The organism is Microbulbifer regidiadema (SeqCode), from assembly GCF_052467605.1.
Genome location: NZ_CP174316.1, coordinates 1,818,126 through 1,839,736 on the forward strand (window position 1 = coordinate 1,818,126; position 21,611 = coordinate 1,839,736).

Below are 21,611 nucleotides of genomic sequence, written 5' to 3' on the forward strand. Positions count from 1 at the left end.
ATATACAACACCGCACATGGGATTTTCATCTTTACATTTTTCTGGACACCCACTAAAGGCAAAACTTAAAGCGTCACGTTCATTGACACAACACCAAGGCCGCAATAAAAATACTGAATATTAAAATAGATGATCCCCCCCGATGACCCAGCCTCGCCACTCACAAATCTCTCTCGACGCGACACCTTACTATCACTGGGTCTGCCGCTGTATTTCTTTGTGGAACAGATGCTCAGTCAGGACAGGATTACGAGCACCGGCGCCAGTGGATTGAAACCAGGATGCAGGAATTGACCGATATCTTTTCCCTGGATATTGCCGCCTATGCGGTGATGAGCAATCACTACCATATCGCGCTCTATATCGATACCAAAACAGCCAAATCCTGGTCTGATACTGAGGTTATTACCCGTTGGCAGGCGCTATTCAAAGCTTCCAGCTTGGCTCAGCGCTTTATTCAGGGCGAAGCTCTGGATCGCAGTGAAAAGGACAAGCTTAATGAACAGGTCAGCCTGTGGCGGGAAAGGTTGATGGATATCAGCTGGTTTATGCGCTGCTTGAACGAGTCGATTGCCCGCCAGGCCAATACAGAAGATCGTTGTACTGGTCGTTTCTGGGAGGACCGCTTTAAGTCTCAAGCACTATTGGATGAAAGCGCCCTGGCCACCTGTATGGCCTATGTCGACCTCAATCCCATCCGCGCCGATATGGCGAAGACTCCAGAAGATTCCGATTACACTTCCATCCAACAACGCATTCGCGCTGCCGTTTCCAGTGAGCAACCGAAAGGGCTACTTCCTTTTGTAGGCGACGAGCGCCTCAATATGCCGAAAGGATTGCCGTTTCAGCTGGATCGCTATTTGGAGCTGGCAGACTGCCCCCTACGTCAAGATAGTTGCACCATGTAATAACAGTTGTATGAAAATGGCCCTTTTATGGGCGGCACAGATGTCGCGCTACAACTCCGGCCAGTAGAGTGGGATGAATTAATCGGAATAGCTATCGCGGTTAAATCACGAGGACTGTCTAACACCTCAGGAAGAGAAGAAAACACTACCCTTGAGACGCTCTATGAGCACACCCCTGCACGCTCGTTATCGGCAGCCATGCCTTAAACGAAAAAAACCGGCGGCCTTGCGGTTGCCGGTTTTTTAAAACTATCAGCCGGAATTAAATGCCCAGCTCTTCGATCAGGCGATCCGGCGGCAGGTAACCGGGAACAACCCGGCCATCTTCCATCACTATCGTCGGCGTACCGCGCACATCGATAGCCTCATTGCCCAGCTTGTACTGAGCCGCAACAGGGTTTGATTTACACACATCCAACGGCACATTTTCACGGTTCTTAAGTGCTGTCAGAGCCTTGTTGCTGTCATCGGCACACCAGGCGGTCGCCAGCTTGCGGTAGCCCAGGGAGTTGAGGCCGCCGCGCGGGAATGCCAGGTAGCGCACCTCGATGCCGCGCTTGTTCAACTCGGGCACATCCTGGTGCAGCTTGCGGCAGTAACCGCAGTCTACATCGGTAAATACATAGACACTCGCCTTGGTCTCCCCCTCTGGGGAAAAGACGATCATATCCTCTTTATCCAACTCGCCCATCACTTCGGCGCGTCGCGTCGCTCGACGCTGCTCGGAGAGATTGGCAACGCCACTGCTCTGCACCTGGAAGAGATCACCGTGGACAAAGTAATTGCCATCTGCGGAGACAAAGACAGTGGTACTGGTACCGTCAATATCCACTTCATAAAGGCCCTTGATCGGGCTCTCACGCACCTCTCCGTAGGCCATCTGCGGGCTGCTCGCCTCGAGGCGCGCCTTGATAGTTTTTGCCACTCCCGCATCGACTTCCGCCAAGGCCGCCGTAGAACCTATCAGACTGAGTAGTGCTCCAGCGATCGCCAGCGGCTTCTTGATAAGCGTCATTACCAATTGCTCCTTAAATTCTCATTGGGCTTCGACTTAATCGTCGGCCTTCAGTTCCAGCCAGTATGGCAACTGTTTACCGCTGCGAACCTATTTGGCACGTTTTAACATATCCAGGCACCCCGAGCTATGTAAAACACCGCAAGACGTGAGCACTTTAGCGAAACCTGGCACACTGCGCCAATCGGCCTCTGCCAGAGGGCTCAAAAAGCGCCGGCACAATCCCATTATTGCCAACCCACAAACAAAAAGGCCGAAGCATATGCTTCGGCCTTTTTCTGCGTCCAAGGAGAGCTTAGTTGAGCTTCTCTTTGATACGTGCAGCTTTACCAGTCAGGCTGCGGAGGTAGTACAGCTTGGCCTGGCGCACGTCACCGCGACGCTTAACCTTGAGGCTGTCAACCAGCGGGCTGTGAGTCTGGAAAGTACGCTCAACGCCAACACCGTGGGAAATTTTACGCACGGTGAAGGAGGAGTTCAGACCACGGTTGCGCTTAGCGATAACCACGCCTTCAAACGCCTGCAGACGCTCGCGGTTGCCCTCTTTTACTTTTACCTGAACGATTACGGTGTCGCCCGGTGCGAAGGGAGGTACTTCGCTCTTCAGCTGTTCCTGCTCCAGCTGCTGGATAATTTTGTTAGTCATTTGGATCGCTCCCAAATACAGATTGTGTAGCTTCTCAGCTAGTTCACCGAACTACTCGCGCCTCCCGGCGAATTCGGCCTCAATATTCTTCGAGCTTCTGTTCCCGCTGGATTTCGTCCAGCAACAACTTCTGCTCATCGCTCAGCGCCAACCCTTGCAATAAATCCGGGCGTCGCTGTTGCGTGCGCGCCAATGCCTGTTTCAGGCGCCAGCGGCGTATTCTTTCATGGTTGCCGGAAAGCAATACTTCCGGTACCGCTACCCCCCGATATTGTTCCGGTCGGGTGTAGTGTGGGCAGTCCAGCAGGCCAGAGGAGAAAGAGTCCTCAACCGCCGATTGGTTGTGTCCAAGCGCGCCGGGAATCAGGCGGGTAATAGCATCCACCATCACCATCGCGGCCAATTCGCCACCGCTGAGGACATAGTCACCAATGGACCACTCCTCGTCGATCATAGATTCGACGATACGCTCATCCACACCTTCGTAGCGCCCCGCCAACAACACCAGGTTGCCAGCTGCGGACAGCTGCTCCACTCCACCCTGATCGAGCTGTCGACCCTGGGGAGACATGTAGATACTGCGCACAGATTCGCCGTCTTCACCAGCCCAAGCTCGAGCAGCCTCGAGAGCCTGGTAAAGGGGCTCAGCTAACATCACCATGCCCGGTCCGCCGCCGTAGGGGCGATCGTCCACAGTTCGGTGCCTGTCACTGGTAAAATCCCGAGGATTCCAACAGCGAACTTCTAACAGACCGTCTTTCACAGCCCGTCCGCTGACGCCATACTCGGTCAATGCGGCAAACATCTCCGGAAAAATGCTCACCAGAGCGATTCTTTTCGCCATCGCTCCAACGCCTTAAAAAGCCGGGTCCCAGTCGACGGTAATTACACCGACTTCCAGGTCAATATTGGTAATAAACTGATCGGGCAGGTAGGGAATCAAGCGCTCGCGCTTATCCGTCCCACCGCGCACCACCATCACATCGTTGGCGCCAGTTTCCATCATGCGAGCGACGCTACCAAAGTCGTGATCTTCGCCATCGAAATGGCTGATAACCTTCAATCCCTCGAGCTGGTGCCAGTAATACTCACCCTGCTCAAGCTCAGGCATCAATTCACGAGCTACAGCAATATCGCGCTGGCAAAGTCGAGCCGCCAAATCGCGGTCATCAATGCCTTTCACATGCACAATCAAGCCCTTGCCGTGACGCTTGCCGGCGTCAACTTCGAGAGCTTCCCAACCTTTCGGCCCCTGCAAGCGCCAATTAGGGAACTGCAGGATGTTGTCCATCGGCTCGGTATAGGAGTGAACCTTGACCCAGCCGCGCACACCATAAACGGTAGTAACGCGCCCAACCGTGACCAACTCTTCGGAAGGTTTTCCGTTATCTGTCACAGGAGCACCACTTACGCGCAAATTAAGCAGATTCTTTCAGAAGCTTGCCGACGCGGTCAGAAACCTGTGCGCCACGACCCAGCCAGAAATCAACGCGCTCGCGATCAACACGCAGACGCTCTTCCTGACCACGGGCAACCGGGTTGAAGAAACCAACACGCTCAATGAAACGACCGTCGCGAGAGTTGCGGCTGTCGGTAACGGTCAGATGATAAAACGGGCGCTTTTTAGCACCACCACGGGCCAAACGAATGGTTACCATGTAACTTTCCTATAGATTCAACACTAGGCGACCGCACTAAGCAGTCACCACAACAACTTTTTACCGGCAGCAGGGCCGGCAGAAAGGCGGCGTATTCTAATGTACCACCCCAGATTTGTATAGGGTCGTCAAGCCGCCCCGGGAGCCGCCGCTCTCTATTTCTTTTTCATACCCGGTGGCAGGCCGCCGGGCATTCCACCCATCCCCCCCATACCGCCGGGCATGCCGCCACCCATACCGGGCAGGCCGCCGAGACCGCGCATCATCTTGCCCATGCCGCCGCCCTTGAGCTTCTTCATCATTTTGCCCATCTGCTTGTGCTGCTTGAGCAGGCGGTTCAGGTCCTGCAGCTGGGTGCCGGAACCGGCGACGATACGGCGCTTGCGCGAACCGTTGAGCAGCTCGGGATTGCGGCGCTCGGCGGGCGTCATGGAGGAAATCAGGGCGTCCATACGCTTGAATTCTTTACCCATGTCGGCCTGCTGTGCAGCCTGCGCCACACCGCCCATACCGGGCATTTTCTCCAGCAGGGAGCCGAAGCCACCCATATTTTGCATTTGCTGCAGCTGGTCGCGCAGGTCTTCCAGGTCGAAGCCTTTGCCCTTCTGGACCTTCTTAACCAGCTTTTCAGCTTTCTCTTTGTCGATCTTCTGCTCCGCCTCTTCAATCAGAGACAGAATGTCGCCCATCCCCAGAATACGGGAGGCGATACGATCCGGGTGGAAGGTTTCCAGGGCGTCGGTCTTTTCGCCGACACCGATAAACTTAATCGGCTTGCCGGTAACATGGCGCACGGAGAGGGCGGCACCACCGCGGGCATCGCCGTCGGCCTTGGTGAGAATCACACCGGTCAGCGGCAGCGCATCGTTAAAGGCGCTTGCGGTATTCACCGCGTCCTGACCGATCATGGCGTCGATCACAAATAGGGTCTCTGCCGGGTTCAACTCGCTGTGCAGCTCACGGATCTCATCCATCAGCTCGGAGTCCACATGCAGTCGGCCCGCCGTATCCACAATCAGCACATCGGCAAATTGTTTGCGCGCGGCATCGACAGCGCCCTTGGCAATATCCAGCGGCTTCTGTTCAGCGGTAGAGGGATAGAAGTGCGCTCCCACTTCGCCGGCCAGAGTTTCCAGCTGCTTGATCGCGGCGGGGCGGTACACGTCCGCACTCACCACCATAACTTTTTTCTTTTCGCGCTCTTGCAGGTATTTGGCCAGCTTGGCCACACTGGTGGTTTTACCGGCGCCCTGTAGGCCCGCCATCAGGATTACCGCCGGGGGTTGTACGGCGAGGTTGAGAGGCTCAGCCGCCGCGCCCATCACCTTAACCAGTTCATCCTGAACAATCTTGACGAACTGCTGCCCCGGATTCAGGGCCTTGCTAACCTTCTGTCCCACCGCTGCGGTGCGCACCTGCTGAACAAATGCTTTGACCACGGGCAGGGCGACATCCGCCTCCAACAGCGCCTTGCGCACTTCGCGCAAAGTATCGCGGATATTGTCATCCGTAAGGCGCGCTTTACCGGTAACTTTTTTTAAGGCCGCCGATAAGCGGTCACTCAGGTTGTCGAACATAAATTCGTCTCGATCTCTCCGTTTACGGACTCAACCCCAGTGCGGAGGGGCGCGAAATTAGGGGGAGCAAACTGCAACTCCCACTCTGAGGCGCGGCAGTATAGCCCAGGTCGCGTCACAGCCGAAATATCACCAAGCCTTCCTTGTTGCAACAGGCTGTGACACACTCCCGCCTTATCGCAACAATGAAGACACGGATTTACCCATGGCGGCTCTCGCCCACTGGATAGCTATCGCGCTCTACCTGGCCACAACAGTCGTTGCTGGTGCGGCTCTGGCCCGAAAACAACAGCCGGATTCCAAGCTACTTCTCAGCCTCTTGGCCGGTGCGCTTGTCACCCACGGAATATCTCTCGGGCATATGCTCTTTTCCCCTGAGGGCTACCGCTTCGATCTGCTGGCAATGCTCTCACTGATCTCCTGGGTAGTGAATTTTCTCCTGCTGATCCTGGCGGTCGGGCGGCCGCTGACACTGCTTATTCTTATCTTCGCACCGGTAGGCGCCGCCACCGAATTTGCCGCCTCTCATATTTGGGGCGCAGTCACACCACACCAACAGATTTCTGCGGGCATCGCCGTACACGCACTGCTGTCTATTTCCGCCTACTCGCTGTTAACCCTAGCCACATTGCAGGCGATCTACCTCTATTACCTTAACCAGCAGCTGCACAACCACCGGCCGGTGGGTGCCACCCGACTCCTGCCGCCACTACAGAGCATGGAGTCCCTACTGTTTGGCCTGATTACTTTCGGGCAACTGCTTTTGACCGTCTCCCTGCTGACCGGCTTTGTCTTTGTCGGCAACCTGTTCGAAGAGGGGCCGATCCACAAGACTATTCTCTCTATGGTCGCCTGGGCGCTTTACAGCATACTCCTGTGGGGGCACTGGCGGCTGGGCTGGAGAGGCAATACTGCCGTGCGCTGGACCCTGAGTGCTTTCGCCGCCCTACTGCTCGCTTATTTTGGCAGCAAGCTGGTTATGGAGGTTATCCTCCAGCGCGGATAGTCGAATATATGACTGCAAAACTTGCGGAGGTCGGCAATATGTTCCAATATCTCCGCTTGGAAATAAAAAGAGTTCTCCCTTGAACGAGATGCCAACGGGTCTGCTATTTGGTTTGCTGGCCCTATTGATAGTGATATCCGCCTTCTTCTCCAGCTCCGAAACCAGCATGATGGCGCTGAACCGCTATCGCCTGCGGCACCAAGCCAAGAGCGGGCATCGCGGGGCCAAACGGGCCATGGAGCTGCTCGCGCGCCCGGATAAATTGATCGGCGTTATCCTGATCGGCAACAACCTGGTCAATATTCTCGCTTCGGTTATCGCCGGTGCTGTTTTCACCCAACTGTATGGCGACGCCGGCCTCTTCTATGCCACCGGTGCACTCACCATCGTTATTCTTATCTTTGCGGAAGTCACTCCAAAAACGATTGCCGCTTTGCGCCCGGAAAGAGTAGCGTTCCCAGCGTCCTTGGTTTTGCGTCCACTACAGTGGCTCCTGACACCGTTTGTATTGCTCGTAGGTGGCATCTCCAACGGGCTTGCACGCCTGGTGGGTGTAGAGGCAACTGCCGGCAGTGAAGCGGAGCACCTGGCCCCCGAAGAGCTTCGAACCGTGGTGTTCGAATCCGGCGCCCTACTTCCCAGCAAACACAAAGGCATGCTGCTCAACGTGCTGGATCTGGATCAGGCGACCGTTGAAGATATTATGATCCCGCGCAATGAAGTTGTGGGGATCGATCTGGAAAATAGCGCCGAGCAGATTCTGCAACAACTGTCGGAAAGTTCTTACACTCGCCTTCCGGTATATCGGGGCGATATCAATCAGGTGGTGGGCATTCTCCACCTGCGCAAGGCCGCACAAATACTGCGCGACGGGCCGGAGCACTTAACCGCAGAGCGCCTCAACTCTTTTACCGATGAGCCCTACTTTGTCCCCGAGGCAACACCGCTCCCCACCCTGCTGATGAACTTCCAGAAAACCAAACGCCGCATGGGACTGGTGGTAGACGAGTACGGAGAGGTGATGGGTATTGTCACTCTGGAGGACCTCCTGGAAGAGATTGTCGGCGATTTTACCGCGAGCCCGGTACCCAGTGACGACGAGGAAATAGTCGCGATAGAGGACGGCTGGTATATGATCGAAGGCGGCACCTCTATTCGCGATATCAATCGCACCCTGGACTGGGAGCTGCCCACCGACGGACCGAAAACCTTTAACGGCCTGGCGATGGAGCACCTTGAGAGTATTCCCGACGGCAATATCAGCCTGTATATCCTCAATTACCTGGTGGAAATTGAGGAGGTATCCGACAAGATGATCACCCGGGCCAGAGTCAAGCGAATCGACAAGTAGCCCCAAGGCTAGCTGTCACTCCCCGCCTTCCAGCAAGCGCCTGACCGGGGCGAAGCTGGTGCGGTGTATCGGGCTCGGCCCCTGCACCTGCAAAGCCTCCATATGCGCCTTGGTGGGATAGCCTTTGTGGCCCGCAAGGCCGTAGCCGGGATGCTCGGAATCCAACGCCACCATCTCTCTATCCCGGGTCACCTTGGCTAATATAGACGCGGCCCCAATGGCAGCGACGCGACCATCGCCCTTTACAACCGTGTCACAGGGGTAATCCCAATTCGGTTTTTTATTGCCATCCACCAGCACAAATTCAGGCTGTACGGATAACTGGGCCACCGCTCTGTGCATCGCCAGCAGGCTCGCCTGCAAAATATTTAACTGGTCGATTTCGGCAACAGTGGCACGGGCTATGGAGTAACTGAGTGCTCGCTCACAAATCTCATCAAAAAGCTGCTCGCGCTTTTTCTCAGTCAGCTTCTTCGAGTCCGCGAGCCCTGCTATAGGCTTCTTCGGGTCGAGGATTACAGCCGCCGCCACCACGTCGCCGGCCAGAGGGCCGCGCCCGACCTCATCGACACCGGCTATCAATTCGCCCTTGAAAGGGCAGACATAGGGGGGTAATTCTTTCTTACTGCTCATAATTTACTACTGCTTATCGGATTCGGACCCTGCATCCAACAGGCCCAGCACTGCATCCGCAGCCCGCTCAGAAGCGTTGCGTCTCAACTGCTGATGCATCTCAAAAAATTCGCGCTGCAAATGATCCCCGAGAAGCGGGTCGTCAAAGTATCGCATCAACGCCGCACCGAGATTTTCCGGGATCGCATCATTTTGCAAAATTTCCGGGACCAACTCTTTTTGCGCTAACAAATTCGGCAGGGAGACCCACGGGGTATGCAGCATCCGTGAGACGATCATAGATGTCAGTCGCCCCAGCTTATAGGTAACAACCATCGGTTTTTTTAGCAGCATGGTTTCAAGGGTTGCAGTGCCCGATGCGATAAGCACGCAATCGGCTGCGGAAACCGCCCGCCTCGACTGCCCATCTAACAGCGTAATCGGCAGCTCAGGGTAATCTTTTAGCTGCTCTTCGATTTCCACCATACGCTGCTGGCTGGCAGCGGGGATAACAAATTTAATATCCGGGTGGCGCTGATGGCACCAGCGCGCCGTTTGCAAAAACAGCGGCCCGAGCATGCGGACCTCGCCGCCGCGACTGCCCGGCAACAGGGCAATGACCCGGTCGTCCCTCTCAAAACCCAGCGCCTTGCGCTCGCTGACAGTATCTACCTGAAGAGGGATTTCATCGGCCAGGGGGTGGCCAACAAAGGTAACCGGCACCTGGTTTTCCCGATAAAATTTCGCCTCAAACGGGAGCAGCGTCAGCATATGATCCACAGCGCGGGCGATTTTTTTAATCCGCCCCTGCCGCCAGGCCCAAACCGAAGGGCTGACATAGTGAACCGTGGGAATACCCTCCGCCTTCAGCGCAGCCTCAAGGGTCAGGGTAAAATCCGGCGAATCCACACCGATAAACAGATCCGGTGGGTTGTCGGTAAAATGGCGGCGCAGGGACCTGCGGATTTTCAACAGCTCCGGAAGGCGTTTCAGGGGTTCAACCAAGCCCATTACCGACAGCCGCTCCATGGGGAATAAGCTCTCAGCCCCCAACGCCAGCATTCGCGGCCCGGCAATGCCCTCAAACTGCACATTGGGAAGCCGCGCCTTTAATGCGGCCATCAAACCAGAACCGAGGATATCCCCCGACGCTTCACCGACAACAATACCAATTCGTATCGGCTTATTTTTTTCTGACACGCCTAAATCCCTCCTCTCAGGGAGCCGTTAGCTTTAGTTATTGGGAGCTTGCATAAATTGCAATTGGAGCCGCACGGCGCGGCCCCACAAAGAAGTGAACTAGCGGACAATGCCGCGAGTAGCAGACTGCAAAGAGTCTATCCACGGCTGAATGACGGGAGACTGTTCGCGCAACTCAGTCAGGGCCTGTAGCGCCTCTTGCGTAGTGAGACCGCGACGATAAACGGTCTTGTAGGCTTTGTTGATCAGGGCAATATCTTCCCGTGAGAAACCCCGTCGGCGCAGTCCTTCCGCATTGATCGTCTTCGCCTCGGCCGGGTTTCCGGCAACCATGACATAGGCGGGCACATCTTTGCCAATTGCAGCACCCATGCCCAGGAAAGCGTGCTCTCCCACTGTGCAGTTCTGGTGAACCAGACTGTAGCCACTCAGGATCGCCCAGTCTTTCACAATAACGTGACCGGCCAGGCCACAGTTATTCACCAGAATCGTGTGATTGCCAACAACACTATCGTGGCCGATATGGGCATAAGCCATAATCAGGTTGTCGTTGCCGATCGTAGTCTCGCCCCGGTCCTGAACCGTACCGCGATGGATAGTAACCCCCTCGCGAATCACGTTATTGTCGCCTATAACGAGGGTTGTCTCCTCGCCGCGATATTTTTTGTCCGGGGTGTCCTGCCCTACAGAGGCAAACTGGTAGATACGATTATTCTTTCCCAGCTTGGTCGGTCCGCTGAGTACGACGTGGGAGGCAATATCACAGCCATCACCTATCTCCACACCGGCTTCAATAATGGTGTAAGCACCGATACTCACCCCGGAACCAATTACTGCCGTAGGGTCGACAATAGCTGTAGGGTGGATACTTGTCTGCATTCTGGAATCTACTCCTCGACATTAATCGTAGAGGGTAACCTGTACCCTAAACATAAAAGCAGCCCGCGAAACCATAGGCCATGGTTATTTAGCGGGCTCTAGCGCGCTATGCGACCTCTTTAACCGCACACAGGATCTCAACCGAAGCCGCCAACTCGCCATCAACACTGGCTTTACAGGCGAATTTCCAGATATTTCTGCGCACAGATACCGCTTCAGATTCGAGTTCAAGGCGGTCACCCGGGATAACCTGACGCTTAAAGCGCGCCTTATCCACCCCGCCAAACAGATACAGGTATCCATCTTCCGGTTTTTTCCCCAATGTCTTAAACCCGAGGACTCCCGAAAGCTGGGCCAGGGCCTCAACAATCATCACTCCCGGGAAAATAGGCATTTCCGGAAAGTGGCCATTAAACACTTCTTCATTAGCAGAAATGTTTTTATAACCTTTTATATACTTTCCTTCCTCGAGTTCGACAACGCGATCCACCAATAAAAAAGGATAACGGTGCGGCAGGTACTCGCGAATTTCACGTACATCCATCATTCCAAACGTCCCCAGAAACCACTTCGGGGCGTAAAACGCCCCGAAAACAACAAAGCCAAATTTAATTAATCAATAAACTCAGCCGCCGCCCTCGTCTTTTGAGGACAGCGCCTGAAGCTGTTTTTCCATCTCTTTCAGTCTGCGCGCCATTTTGTCCAGCTGGCCAAAACGCACAGCGTTGCGACGCCAGGTAGCACTATCAGCAAAGGATAGCGCCCCCGAATAGTTGCCAGTATGCGGTATCGACTTAGTAACAAATGTGTTGCCTGTCACCTGACAGCCATCTGCAATTGTTATATGTCCGTTAATACGGCTGCAACCACCGAGAAGACAGTGCTTCCCTATCACGGCACTACCGGCAATTACGGCACTACCGGCAATGGCCGTGTAGTCACCAATCTTCACATTGTGCGCGATTTGAACCAGATTGTCGATCTTGACTCCCCGCCCAATAATCGTATCGCCCAACGCCCCGCGGTCCACACAGGTATTGGCTCCAATTTCCACATCTTCGCCAATCCGCACCCCGCCGAGCTGATGGATTTTCACCCAGTCGCCTTTGTTCGGTGCAAAGCCAAAACCATCGGCACCAATAACCGTTTGGCTGTGGATAATGCTTCGCGCTCCTACTGAACAGCCGTGGTGGACAACCACGCCGGCATACAGGCGTGCACCTGCACCGATCAGGCTACTCTCCCCCACAAAGCAATTGGCTCCCACAATCGCACCGGGCTCCAGCTTTGCATGGGCCTCAACCACGGCGCCGGGGCCGACGCTGGCGCCGGCACCAATCTCGGCCTCGGGGTGAACCACGGCGGCGGGATGGATGCCGGCAGGTGCCTCGGGGGTGGTATCGAACAGGGCCGTTGCGCGGGCAAAGGCCAGATAGGGGTCGGCAACACACAGAGCGGCTACCGGACACTCATCTACAAACTCCTCCGCAACCAGTACCGCACCGGCACCGGTCGTTTTCAGGAAGCGTCGATAATTGGGGCTGGCGAGGAAGGCCAGCTGCTCAGCCCCCGCATCCTGCAAGGTATTTAACCCCAGGATTTCTCGATCCGGGTCTGAACCGGGTGCCAAGCGCAGCTCGGCACCCAACTCTTGCGCCAACTGGGCAAGGGAAAAACGCTCTTTCATATAGGGCTATCGACTTATTTGGCCGCGTTCATGCGATCAATAAGCGTCTTGGTCAGGTCGACACTGGGGCTTACATAGTAGGCGGTGTTGGAATCCAGTACCACGTCGAGCTTCTGCTCCTTAATCAGTGCGTCCAGAGCATCTCTGGCCTTGGGAGCCATCGCCGACTGGATTTCCTGCCCAACCTGGGCCTCCATAGCGCGCAGTTTCTTCGCAGTGGTCTCAAAATCTGAGCGCTGGAAGTTCATTTTGCGCTGGTATTCGCTCTTCTGCTCATCCGACCAGGTCACGCTATTTTTCTGCGCGTCTTCCGCCATCTTTTGCAGCTCCGCTCGAATAGATTCGGCGCTGCTTTGCAGTTTGGAGTATTCAGAGCTGGTTTTCAGCGAATTTACCTTGGTCTTGGCGGCGTCGGTGCTCATGATCGCAGCCTGTATATTCAGCACCGCAACCTTGGTCTGTGCCAGCGCTGCGCCGGACAAGGTCATACCTGCGAGTAGTATTGCAACAATTTTTACATTCTTAAGCACGTCGGTCTCTCCAATAGACTTTATTGTAATTGCGCTGTTATACGCTTAATTTACCCTATCTGACAAGGTTAGAAGCTGTTGCCCAGAGTGAACTGGAATACTTCCACATCGTCATCTTCATTTTTCTTCAGCGGTTTGGCCAAGCTAAAGGTCAGCGGACCAAACCCGGTAATCCAGGTCAAGCCAATACCCGCAGAAACGTTCATTTTACCAAAGTCCACATCGTAACAGTTGATCTGGGTATCACCACAGCTGGTATCAAAAACGTTACCCGCATCGATAAAGAAAGCCGACTGGAGTGAGCGCTGATCTTTAATAAACGGCAGTGGGAAAATCACTTCGGCACTACCTTCGATTAGGATATTGCCGCCGAAGGGGTCTGCGTCATCGTAAGTATATGTCTCCAGATTCCCATCATCATCGACCAGATAGCAAGACCAGGTTATCTCCTCACCATCTGTTGAGCAGGGAGCAAACGTGGTGGATGAATCGTCATAACCATCACCATCGGAGTCATAGTAGAAAGGAGTCAATCCTACTGCAGGAGTAGAGCGAGGCCCCAAAGTATTGCGCTCAAACCCGCGCACAGAGCCAAAGCCACCGGCATAGAAATTCTTAAAGAACGGCAGCTCGTCGAGATCGCCAAAACCGTCGCCGTAGCCCAGGCGAGTGCGCAAACGCAAAGTCAGACTTCTAGTCAAGGGGCGGAAGTACTGGGCCGTATAAATCAGCTTATAGTACTCGAGGTCACTGCCGGGCAGGGTGAATTCCAGCGAGAGATTCTGCGAGGCGCCGCGAGTTGCCAAAACGCCCCTATTTAAAGTGGAGCGCGCATAGGAAGCCGTAAACCCAACACTATTAAATGCATCGCCATAGCGATCGATAAAACCGTCTGCAGTGGGAAACAGATCGTCAGTTAATGACATATCCAGGCCTTCTGCCGCTGTGCCGTCCACCCAATCGTCATAAACTGTAGTGGCATTAGTTTGTGTAATAACGCCAGTCGCACCCTCATCGGCCTGTGGGGTTGTAACTATCTCCTGTACGGAGTAGCTCGAGGCCGATAGCTCCAGGTGATTAAAGTTAATATTCAGGCCAACGCGGGAGATTTCCGACATCGGGTAACCAAAGCTAACCCCACCACCGTAAGTCGTGGTGTTGTAGTCGGACAGGTTTACCTCGGAGTAATCATTTTCCGTATAGAAAACACTAAAACCGCGGCTCACCCCATCGGGGGTAAAATAGGGGTCCAGGTAGGAAAAATTCAGCGAGGTTTGATAGGTTGAGGCATTCAAGCCAATGCCAACCGACTTGCCCGTACCCAGCCAGTTATTTTCCTGGATATTGGCGCCCAGTACCAAACCACTGCTCTGGGCCCAACCGATAGTACCGCCAATTGAACCCGAGGGCTGCTCTTCAACGGTGTATTCAACATCAATCTGATCAGAGGTACCCGGTACTTCTGTGGTCTCTACGGCAACTTCCTTAAAGTAGCCCAGGCGCTCAAGGCGAACCTTGGATTGCTCTATACGCGCCGAGGAAGCTGAAGCGGATTCCATCTGGCGCATCTCGCGGCGCAGCACTTCATCTGTAGTGCGAGTGTTGCCGCGGAAATTGATTCGGCGAACATAGGCCCGCTTGCCGGGATTGATAAAGAAGGTGATTTTTACCGTTTTCTCTTCTTTATTTGGCTCAGGAATACCGTTGACTTCGGCAAAGGTGTAGCCCTCATTACCCAGGCGCTTGGTAATGTAATCGGAAGTGGTGGTCATGCGCACCTGGGAAAAAGTCTGCCCCTCTCGCACCAGCAGCAGGCGCTTAACTTCTTCCTCAGGGATAATCGGATCACCGGCCAAGTCCACTTCGCTAATGGTGTAGACATCGCCCTCACTCACATTGACCGTGATAAAAACACTCTCTTTATCCGGGCTCAGGGAAACCTGGGTGGAGTCAATTTTAAAGTCCAGGTAGCCGCGATCCAGATAGTAGGATTCGAGGCGCTCCAAATCCCCGGTCAGCTTTTCACGGGAATACTTGTCATCACTGCGCAGCCAGGACAACCAGCCGGTGGTTTGCAGCTCGAAAATATCTCCCAGCTCTTCATCGGAAAACACCTCATTGCCAACAATATTGATGTGCTTAATTGCAGCAACTGACCCTTCATCAACAATAACCCGGAGTTCAACCTGGTTGCGCGGCAGCTCTTTGACCTCTGTTTTGACACTGGCGTCATAGCGGCCCTGAGCAACGTATTGACGCTGCAGCTCCTGGGCCAGCCCTTCAAGGGTCGCGCGCTTAAAAATCTGACCCTCGGCAAGGCCATTTTCCTTCATCCCCTTTAACAGGTCTTCAGTTCCGATCGCCTTGTTGCCCGTGATATTGATCTTGGAAATTGCAGGGCGCTCGCGCACAGTGATAACCAGGACACCATTTTCCTGGCCGATCTGGATATCCTCAAAGTAGCCGGTACGAAACAGGGCCCGGGTAGCGCTCTGAATCTCCAGGGCCTCCACCTCATCACCGACTCGCACAGGGAGCGCAGAGAATACGGTACCGGCAGAGACGCGCTGCAGCCCTTCCACACGAATATCATCAACCACAAATGATTGTGCTAAAGCACTGAGAGGCAGCGCCAGGCTAAGAGAAGCCGCTTTCAGGAAATGTTTCATCTACTAATTCCGAGTCTTTTTTATCGCAACAGAGGAGTTCGAACAAAAATACTGCCAACTCCCCAGTACACTTTTCCTCTCGCACTCCGTGCAGTAGGAACAATAGCGTTTTGCCGACTATAAACGCAAAATATCGTTATATAGAGCCAGCCCCATCATACAGAACACCAGAACCATCCCCACCAGCGAGCCGATTGTCTGTACTCGCTCTGACACAGGGGAGCCCTTGATCGCCTCAATACCGTAGTAAAGAAGGTGACCACCATCGAGTACCGGTATAGGTAAAAGGTTAAGTACACCCAGGCTAATACTGAGCAACGCCAGCAGTGACAAGAATGACTGCCATCCCGCTTCTGCGGAAGTGCCCGCCACTTTAGCAATGGTAATTGGGCCGCTCAAGTTTTTGGTCGACAGCTGCCCGAGCAGTAGTTTTTTCAAGCTGTTCAGGGTAAAAACCGTCTTGTCCCAGGTCTCCTGCAACCCCTTTGCCAGAGCGCCGCCTACCCCGTAGTGATAGACGCGAACCCGGTCCTCCGGCCAGGATTCGGACTGCGGCTGAACCCCCACCTGCCCGATAGTCTCACCATTCTCCAGCTTGACTTCTGCCGGTGTCACTGACACCTCAAGTATTTTGCCTTCGCGCTCAATCGCAATATCCATCGGCACGCCGGCGCGCGCTCTCACATACTCGCTCCACCCCTGGAACGATGAAAATTCACGGCCATCGGTGGAGACAATCTTGTCCCCGGCCTTGAGGCCCGCCGCAGCGGCCGGACTCCCTTCAACCACGCGGTAAAGGGTCATACTCACCGGCGGCGTCCACAGCTGTAGACCGATCTCGCCCAGCGGATCGGGAACTTCGCGGCCCGCCAGCCAGCGGTTGATATCCGCCACCATATGATATTCGAGGTTGGAATCCGGGTAGCGTACAGAAAATTCTATAGTGCCACTATCACCCAGGCGGTTTGCGAGACGCCAGTTGAGAGCCTGCCAGGTAGGCGTGGCCTCGCCATCGACCGCCACAATTTCCTGCCCCGGTTCAAGTCCCGCCGCTGCGGCGATGCTCTCGGGTGTAACAGATTTCACAATAGGCACCGGGCCCGCTGTACCGCCGAGGAACACTGCCCAGAAAAAGACGATAGCCAAAAGAAAATTGGCGGCGGGACCGGCGGCGACAATCGCCATCCGCGCCCAGACACTCTTACTATTGAGTGCCCGATCCTGTTCTTCGGCAGCCACGGGACCCTCGCGCTCGTCGAGCATCTTGACATAGCCGCCCAGGGGAATTGCTGAAATGGTGAATTCTGTACCGTGGCGATCGTAGCGGGAGATCAGCCGGCGACCAAACCCCACAGAAAAGCGCAGCACCTTGACACCACACAGGCGCGCCACAAGAAAGTGCCCAAACTCGTGGAAAGACACCAGCACACCGAGAGCCACCAAGGCCCAGATTACTGTCTGAATTAGATCCATACTCAGCTACAACTTCTTGTCATACGCAATTTAACGGCCATTATACGCCGGGCAATAAGTTTATAGGGCGGCAAGCGCCTGCTTGGCCAGTTCTCGCGCAGTGAGATCAATGGCTTCGACTGCCTCGAGTCCCGACAGTTCAACCGTCGGGGCACTATTCATCACTTTTTCTATAACGACGGCAATATCGGTAAACGCCAAGCGCCCCTCAAGGAAAGCCTCTACGGCAATTTCATTCGCTGCATTTAGTACTGTTGGAGCACTCTTTCCCTCATCCACCGCCTCTCGCGCCAAACGCAAGCAGGGAAAACGGTTGAAATCCGGGGCTTCAAAATCCAGCCGCCCCTGGGCGATCAGATCCAGCGCCGCTACACCCGCATCAATACGCTGGGGAAATGCCAGAGCATGGGCAATCGGCGTGCGCATATCCGGATTGCCCATTTGTGCCAGCAGCGAGCCATCCCGATACTGCACCATCGAGTGAATAATACTCTGCGGGTGCACCACAATCTCAATCTGCTCGGGACGCGCATTAAACAAATAGCACGCTTCGATAAATTCGAGCCCTTTATTCATCATTGTGGCGGAATCGACAGAAATCTTCCGCCCCATCGACCAGTTCGGGTGCGCACAGGCCTCATCCGGCGTGACGGCGACCAGTTCGCTCGCCGCCCGCGTGCGGAAGGGACCGCCCGAACCCGTGAGCAGTATTTTCTCTACCCCAGCCCGATCGAGACTTTCACACGGAAATGGCAGGCACTGAAAAATCGCATTGTGCTCACTATCGATTGGCAGCAACTGCGCGCCGCTCTCACTCAGCGCCCTCTGAAATATAGGTCCCGCCATAACCAGGGACTCTTTATTGGCGAGCAACACCTTCTTGCCGGCATCTACCGCCGCCAGTGTTGGGCGCAACCCCGCCGCCCCCACAATTGCCGCCATTACAGTGTCAACTTGAGCATCGGAGGCCACGCGACACAAGCCCTCCACCCCACTCAACACCTGCGTATCCACCTCCCCAACGAGCGACTGGCGCAACTCCTCAGCGCGCACCTCATCTACGACAACCGCAAATTGAGGGTTGAATCGCCGGCACTGCTGGGCGAGCTCGGCAACGCGCTCGCGGGCAGTCAGGGCAAAAATAGAATATTTTTCCGGATGTCGCGCCAGCACATCCAGGGTACTGACACCGATTGAGCCCGTGGAGCCAAGGACAGTGATATTTTGCTGGGGTGTAACTTGCATAAGCCCTTATCGTACCTCTGGGGGCACCGCTAAGGCCCCCAACAATTGTATGCCCGGGACTCGCCGGGCACTTTCGAATGAAACTCAGGGAGTTGGCGATAGAAACGCCGGCTATAGATATTTCGGCAGCTCGCTGGCCAGTGCGGCCATGGTGAAAACTGGGAGGGCAGCGGAAAGACTATCTATCCGGTCGAGGAGACCGCCGTGGCCGGGCAACATATGGCTGCTGTCTTTAATGCCGCGATGCCGCTTGAACATACTCTCCACCAAGTCGCCGATGACCGAGGCCAGAGCCGTTACCAAAACCCCAAAGGTAAACAAGATAGTGTTTTTTAGCGGTAGCTCAAACAGGAAGCACGTGCCCAGAGCCAGGATTAGACAGGCCCCCAGGCCGCCAAAAAAGCCCTCCCAGGACTTGCCGGGACTGACCTCACGAGCCAACTTGCGCTTGCCGAACTTGCGCCCGACAAAGTAGGCCCCCACATCCGCCGCCGCAACGATCGCCACCACATAGAGAACCAGCCAGGGGCCGTGATCCAAACCGCGCAAAACCACCAGCGACAGCCAGGTCGGCACCAGCACCACAAGGCCAATCAGGCCCCGCACCCAGCGGTTGCCCCAGAGCACGGCACTCGACGGATAGCTCTGCACCCACAAAAAAGCGAGCGCCCACCAACCACAGGCCACCGCCAAAATCTGGCGACCGCGATCGATATCCGGGGCATCAAAATTCATAGAAAAGACGTACTGGGCGGTAGCCATCAGGGAGAGACCCAATGCACCCAGGAAAACAAAGCGCAGGGCCCGGTTCAGATTTGAGAGATTGGCCCACTCCCAGCCCCCCAGCAGGATCACCCCGACAAATACCAGCGAAAACCACTGCATTGGAAGCGAAAACAAGACCCCCACAAACAGTGCCAATAGCACCACAGCAGTCATTATTCTTTGTTTTAGCACCGCAAACCCCTTTGTAAGTAGCTTGACCGCCCCGTCTGGATACACTGCACAGACCGAGAGCATGTCGGCAAAGATTTCCAATCAATTTATACGGCAAACCCGGTATTGCGGGCCCGCCCGAATCACGCCTGGGCGATCGCGTCATCCCCCTCGGTGCGACCACCAAAGCGGCGATCGCGCACCCCAAATGCCGCAATCGCTTTATCCAGGGCGGCCTCGTCAAAATCCGGCCAGAGCGTATCAGTAAAATAGAACTCGCTGTAAGCGGCCTGCCACAGGATAAAGTTGCTGATACGCTGCTCGCCACTGGAGCGAATCAGAAGATCGACCGGGGGCAGATCTTCGAGCTGCATATATTCGCCGAGCGCATCCTCTGTAATTGAATCCGGATCGCGTGTGCCCTCGGCGACCTCTTGCGCCAACTTGCGCGCCGCCTGGGCAATATCCCAGCGCCCGCCGTAGTCGGCGGCAATAATTAAGTCCCCCTCGGTCCCCGCCCGAGTGATCTCTTCCGCTTCGGCAATGGCGCGCTGTAGACGCGGCGAGAAGCGGTCCCGCCGACCAATCACTCTCAGGCGCACGCCCTCCTCCCGCATCCGTCGGGCCTCTTTGCGCAAGTAGGAATTAAACAGGCTCATCAGCAGCTCGACCTCCTTCGGGGGCCGCTGCCAATTTTCGCTGGAGAAGGCAAACAGGGTGAGCGCTTCTACTCCGCGAGCTTTACAGGCTGAAAGCAACTCGCGGATACGCTCGACACCGGCCTTGTGGCCGGCTGAAGGGGGGAGGCCCTTGCGGGCGGCCCAGCGCCCATTGCCATCCATAATAATGGCGATGTGGCGCGGGCCTGGAGCATTTAGCTCGGTACCACCGATGCTCATTAAATTTCCATCAGGTCTTTTTCTTTCGCTGCCAGTGCTTTGTCCACATCAGCGACAAACTGGTCGGTAATTTTCTGGATGTCGTCACCAGCGCGGCGCTCATCATCCTCAGAAATTTCCTTGTCCTTGACCAGTGACTTCACATCCGCCAGCGCATCGCGGCGAATATTGCGGATGGAAACTCGCGCGGTCTCCGCCTCACCCCTGGCCTGGCGAATAAAGGTCTTGCGGGTCTCTTCAGTCAGCATCGGCATCGGGATGCGAATAACCGCACCGGCCGTGCTGGGATTGAGGCCCAGATCGGACTTCATAATGGCCTTTTCGATATCGGGAACCAGGTTTTTCTCCCAGGGAGTTACGGAGAGGGTGCGCGCATCCTCAACAGTCACATTGGCCACCTGGGACAGCGGGGTATCAGAGCCGTAATAGGAAACCTGAATACCATCGAGAATACTCGGGTGGGCACGGCCGGTGCGAATCTTGTTGAAATTTCCAGCCAGGGCGTCGAGCGCTTTGCCCATACGGGTTTTCGCGTCTGTTTTTATATCTTCAATCACGATTTCACTTCCTCTTCAATTAAGGTGCCTTCCTCGCCGCCGACCACAATATTCAGCAGCGCGCCACTCTTATCCATACGGAATACGCGCACCGGCATATTGTGCTCGCGACACAGGCAGATAGCGGTCAAATCCATCACGCCGAGCTTCTTGTCGAGAACCTCATCGTAAGTCAACTGGTCGTAGCGAGTTGCTGTCGGGTCGAGCTTGGGATCGGCAGAGTAGACGCCATCAACCTTGGTGGCCTTCAAGACCAGCTCGGCCTCAATTTCGATACCGCGCAAACAGGCTGCGGAGTCGGTGGTAAAGAACGGGTTGCCGGTGCCGGCAGCAAAGATCAAAACTTCGCCACGCTCTAGGTAGCGAATGGCCGCACGGCGATCGTAGTGATCGACAATGCCGCTCATTTGAATCGAGGACATCACTCTCGAGGAGATATCAGATCTCTCCAGGGCGTCGCGCAGTGCCAGGGCATTCATTACCGTGGCGAGCATTCCCATGTGGTCGCCAGTCACGCGATCGAGACCCGCAGCGCTCAGCGCGGCCCCGCGGAACAGGTTGCCACCGCCAACAACCAGGCCCACCTGGACGCCGATACCGACCAACTGTCCGATCTCCAGGGCCATTTTGTCCAGCACCTTGGGACTGATACCGAAACCCTGATCACCCATCAGCTCTTCGCCGCTGAGCTTTAACAAAATTCTCTTATATTTGCGGTCTTTAATACCGGGCATTCGTTAGTCCCCTTCAATGTACCTGTTAG

At 55.2% G+C, this 21,611-nt stretch carries 22 protein-coding genes; 3 read left to right on the forward strand and 19 right to left on the reverse strand.

Translation table 11 applies throughout. The annotated features are described in order from the left end of the window. The first annotated feature begins 281 nt into the window (after positions 1-281). Positions 282-908, forward strand: coding sequence for a transposase (locus ACJJIF_RS08585; RefSeq protein WP_444931805.1), 627 nt, complete (start codon positions 282-284; stop codon positions 906-908). A gap of 262 nt (positions 909-1,170) precedes the next feature. Here the strand turns inward: ACJJIF_RS08585 and ACJJIF_RS08590 are convergent, their stop codons facing one another. From ACJJIF_RS08590 to ffh, 6 genes are all read right to left on the reverse strand, one after another. Then, a complete protein-coding gene (locus ACJJIF_RS08590) occupies positions 1,171-1,923 on the reverse strand; it encodes a DsbC family protein (RefSeq protein ID WP_444931806.1) in 753 nt (250 codons plus the stop codon). A gap of 295 nt (positions 1,924-2,218) precedes the next feature. Further along, the gene (gene rplS, locus ACJJIF_RS08595; RefSeq protein ID WP_444932332.1) at positions 2,219-2,575 is read right to left on the reverse strand and encodes a 50S ribosomal protein L19; all 357 of its coding nucleotides are present in this window, start codon (positions 2,573-2,575) and stop codon (positions 2,219-2,221) included. 73 nt (positions 2,576-2,648) lie between these two features. Further along, positions 2,649-3,413 carry a tRNA (guanosine(37)-N1)-methyltransferase TrmD gene (gene trmD / locus ACJJIF_RS08600; RefSeq protein WP_444931807.1) on the reverse strand — a complete coding sequence of 255 codons (765 nt, stop codon included), beginning with the start codon at positions 3,411-3,413 and terminating at the stop codon, positions 2,649-2,651. Positions 3,414-3,425: 12 nt separating this feature from the next. Continuing rightward, the gene (rimM, locus tag ACJJIF_RS08605) at positions 3,426-3,965 is read right to left on the reverse strand and encodes a ribosome maturation factor RimM (protein ID WP_444931808.1); all 540 of its coding nucleotides are present in this window, start codon (positions 3,963-3,965) and stop codon (positions 3,426-3,428) included. Positions 3,966-3,987: 22 nt separating this feature from the next. After that, entirely contained in the window at positions 3,988-4,227 is a 240-nt protein-coding gene (gene rpsP, locus ACJJIF_RS08610) for a 30S ribosomal protein S16 (RefSeq protein WP_444931809.1), read from the reverse strand. 155 nt (positions 4,228-4,382) lie between these two features. Then, positions 4,383-5,804: a signal recognition particle protein gene (ffh, locus tag ACJJIF_RS08615; RefSeq protein WP_444931810.1), complete on the reverse strand. Its 1,422-nt coding sequence runs from the start codon at positions 5,802-5,804 to the stop codon at positions 4,383-4,385. 205 nt (positions 5,805-6,009) lie between these two features. On the opposite strand from ffh, the gene ACJJIF_RS08620 reads away from it, so the two are divergent. Together ACJJIF_RS08620 and ACJJIF_RS08625 are read left to right on the forward strand one after the other, a co-directional pair. Then, positions 6,010-6,810: a cytochrome C assembly family protein gene (locus ACJJIF_RS08620; RefSeq protein ID WP_444931811.1), complete on the forward strand. Its 801-nt coding sequence runs from the start codon at positions 6,010-6,012 to the stop codon at positions 6,808-6,810. A 79-nt stretch (positions 6,811-6,889) separates the two neighbouring features. Continuing rightward, a complete protein-coding gene (locus tag ACJJIF_RS08625; RefSeq protein ID WP_444931812.1) occupies positions 6,890-8,161 on the forward strand; it encodes an HlyC/CorC family transporter in 1,272 nt (423 codons plus the stop codon). A gap of 15 nt (positions 8,162-8,176) precedes the next feature. Here the strand turns inward: ACJJIF_RS08625 and rnhB are convergent, their stop codons facing one another. The 13 genes from rnhB to pyrH all read right to left on the reverse strand — a co-directional run bounded on the left by rnhB (position 8,177) and on the right by pyrH (position 21,582). Further along, entirely contained in the window at positions 8,177-8,794 is a 618-nt protein-coding gene (gene rnhB, locus ACJJIF_RS08630) for a ribonuclease HII (protein ID WP_444931813.1), read from the reverse strand. A gap of 6 nt (positions 8,795-8,800) precedes the next feature. Beyond that, positions 8,801-9,973, reverse strand: a complete 1,173-nt coding sequence (gene lpxB / locus ACJJIF_RS08635; protein WP_444931814.1) for a lipid-A-disaccharide synthase — start codon at positions 9,971-9,973, stop codon at positions 8,801-8,803. 99 nt (positions 9,974-10,072) lie between these two features. Beyond that, complete coding sequence (gene lpxA, locus ACJJIF_RS08640; RefSeq protein WP_444931815.1) at positions 10,073-10,852, reverse strand: acyl-ACP--UDP-N-acetylglucosamine O-acyltransferase; 780 nt, start codon at positions 10,850-10,852, stop codon at positions 10,073-10,075. 106 nt (positions 10,853-10,958) lie between these two features. Next, positions 10,959-11,399 carry a 3-hydroxyacyl-ACP dehydratase FabZ gene (fabZ, locus tag ACJJIF_RS08645; RefSeq protein ID WP_444931816.1) on the reverse strand — a complete coding sequence of 147 codons (441 nt, stop codon included), beginning with the start codon at positions 11,397-11,399 and terminating at the stop codon, positions 10,959-10,961. Between the two features lie 78 nt (positions 11,400-11,477). Continuing rightward, complete coding sequence (gene lpxD / locus ACJJIF_RS08650) at positions 11,478-12,539, reverse strand: UDP-3-O-(3-hydroxymyristoyl)glucosamine N-acyltransferase (RefSeq protein WP_444931817.1); 1,062 nt, start codon at positions 12,537-12,539, stop codon at positions 11,478-11,480. A 14-nt stretch (positions 12,540-12,553) separates the two neighbouring features. Further along, on the reverse strand, positions 12,554-13,069 hold the full coding sequence (locus ACJJIF_RS08655; RefSeq protein WP_444931818.1) for an OmpH/Skp family outer membrane protein: 516 nt from the start codon (positions 13,067-13,069) through the stop codon (positions 12,554-12,556). Positions 13,070-13,137: 68 nt separating this feature from the next. Next, positions 13,138-15,738 carry an outer membrane protein assembly factor BamA gene (gene bamA, locus ACJJIF_RS08660; protein WP_444931819.1) on the reverse strand — a complete coding sequence of 867 codons (2,601 nt, stop codon included), beginning with the start codon at positions 15,736-15,738 and terminating at the stop codon, positions 13,138-13,140. Between the two features lie 117 nt (positions 15,739-15,855). Next, positions 15,856-17,211: an RIP metalloprotease RseP gene (gene rseP / locus ACJJIF_RS08665; protein ID WP_444931820.1), complete on the reverse strand. Its 1,356-nt coding sequence runs from the start codon at positions 17,209-17,211 to the stop codon at positions 15,856-15,858. Between the two features lie 60 nt (positions 17,212-17,271). Then, positions 17,272-18,456 carry a 1-deoxy-D-xylulose-5-phosphate reductoisomerase gene (ispC, locus tag ACJJIF_RS08670; RefSeq protein ID WP_444931821.1) on the reverse strand — a complete coding sequence of 395 codons (1,185 nt, stop codon included), beginning with the start codon at positions 18,454-18,456 and terminating at the stop codon, positions 17,272-17,274. A gap of 111 nt (positions 18,457-18,567) precedes the next feature. Further along, positions 18,568-19,413, reverse strand: coding sequence for a phosphatidate cytidylyltransferase (locus ACJJIF_RS08675; RefSeq protein ID WP_444931822.1), 846 nt, complete (start codon positions 19,411-19,413; stop codon positions 18,568-18,570). Between the two features lie 122 nt (positions 19,414-19,535). After that, positions 19,536-20,291 (reverse strand): polyprenyl diphosphate synthase, encoded by a 756-nt coding sequence (gene uppS, locus ACJJIF_RS08680; protein ID WP_444931823.1) that lies wholly within the window; start codon positions 20,289-20,291, stop codon positions 19,536-19,538. Continuing rightward, positions 20,291-20,848 (reverse strand): ribosome recycling factor, encoded by a 558-nt coding sequence (gene frr / locus ACJJIF_RS08685; protein ID WP_444931824.1) that lies wholly within the window; start codon positions 20,846-20,848, stop codon positions 20,291-20,293. Before frr ends, uppS begins: the two co-directional genes overlap by 1 nt. Next, entirely contained in the window at positions 20,845-21,582 is a 738-nt protein-coding gene (gene pyrH / locus ACJJIF_RS08690) for a UMP kinase (RefSeq protein ID WP_444931825.1), read from the reverse strand. Before pyrH ends, frr begins: the two co-directional genes overlap by 4 nt. Positions 21,583-21,611 lie beyond the last annotated feature (29 nt).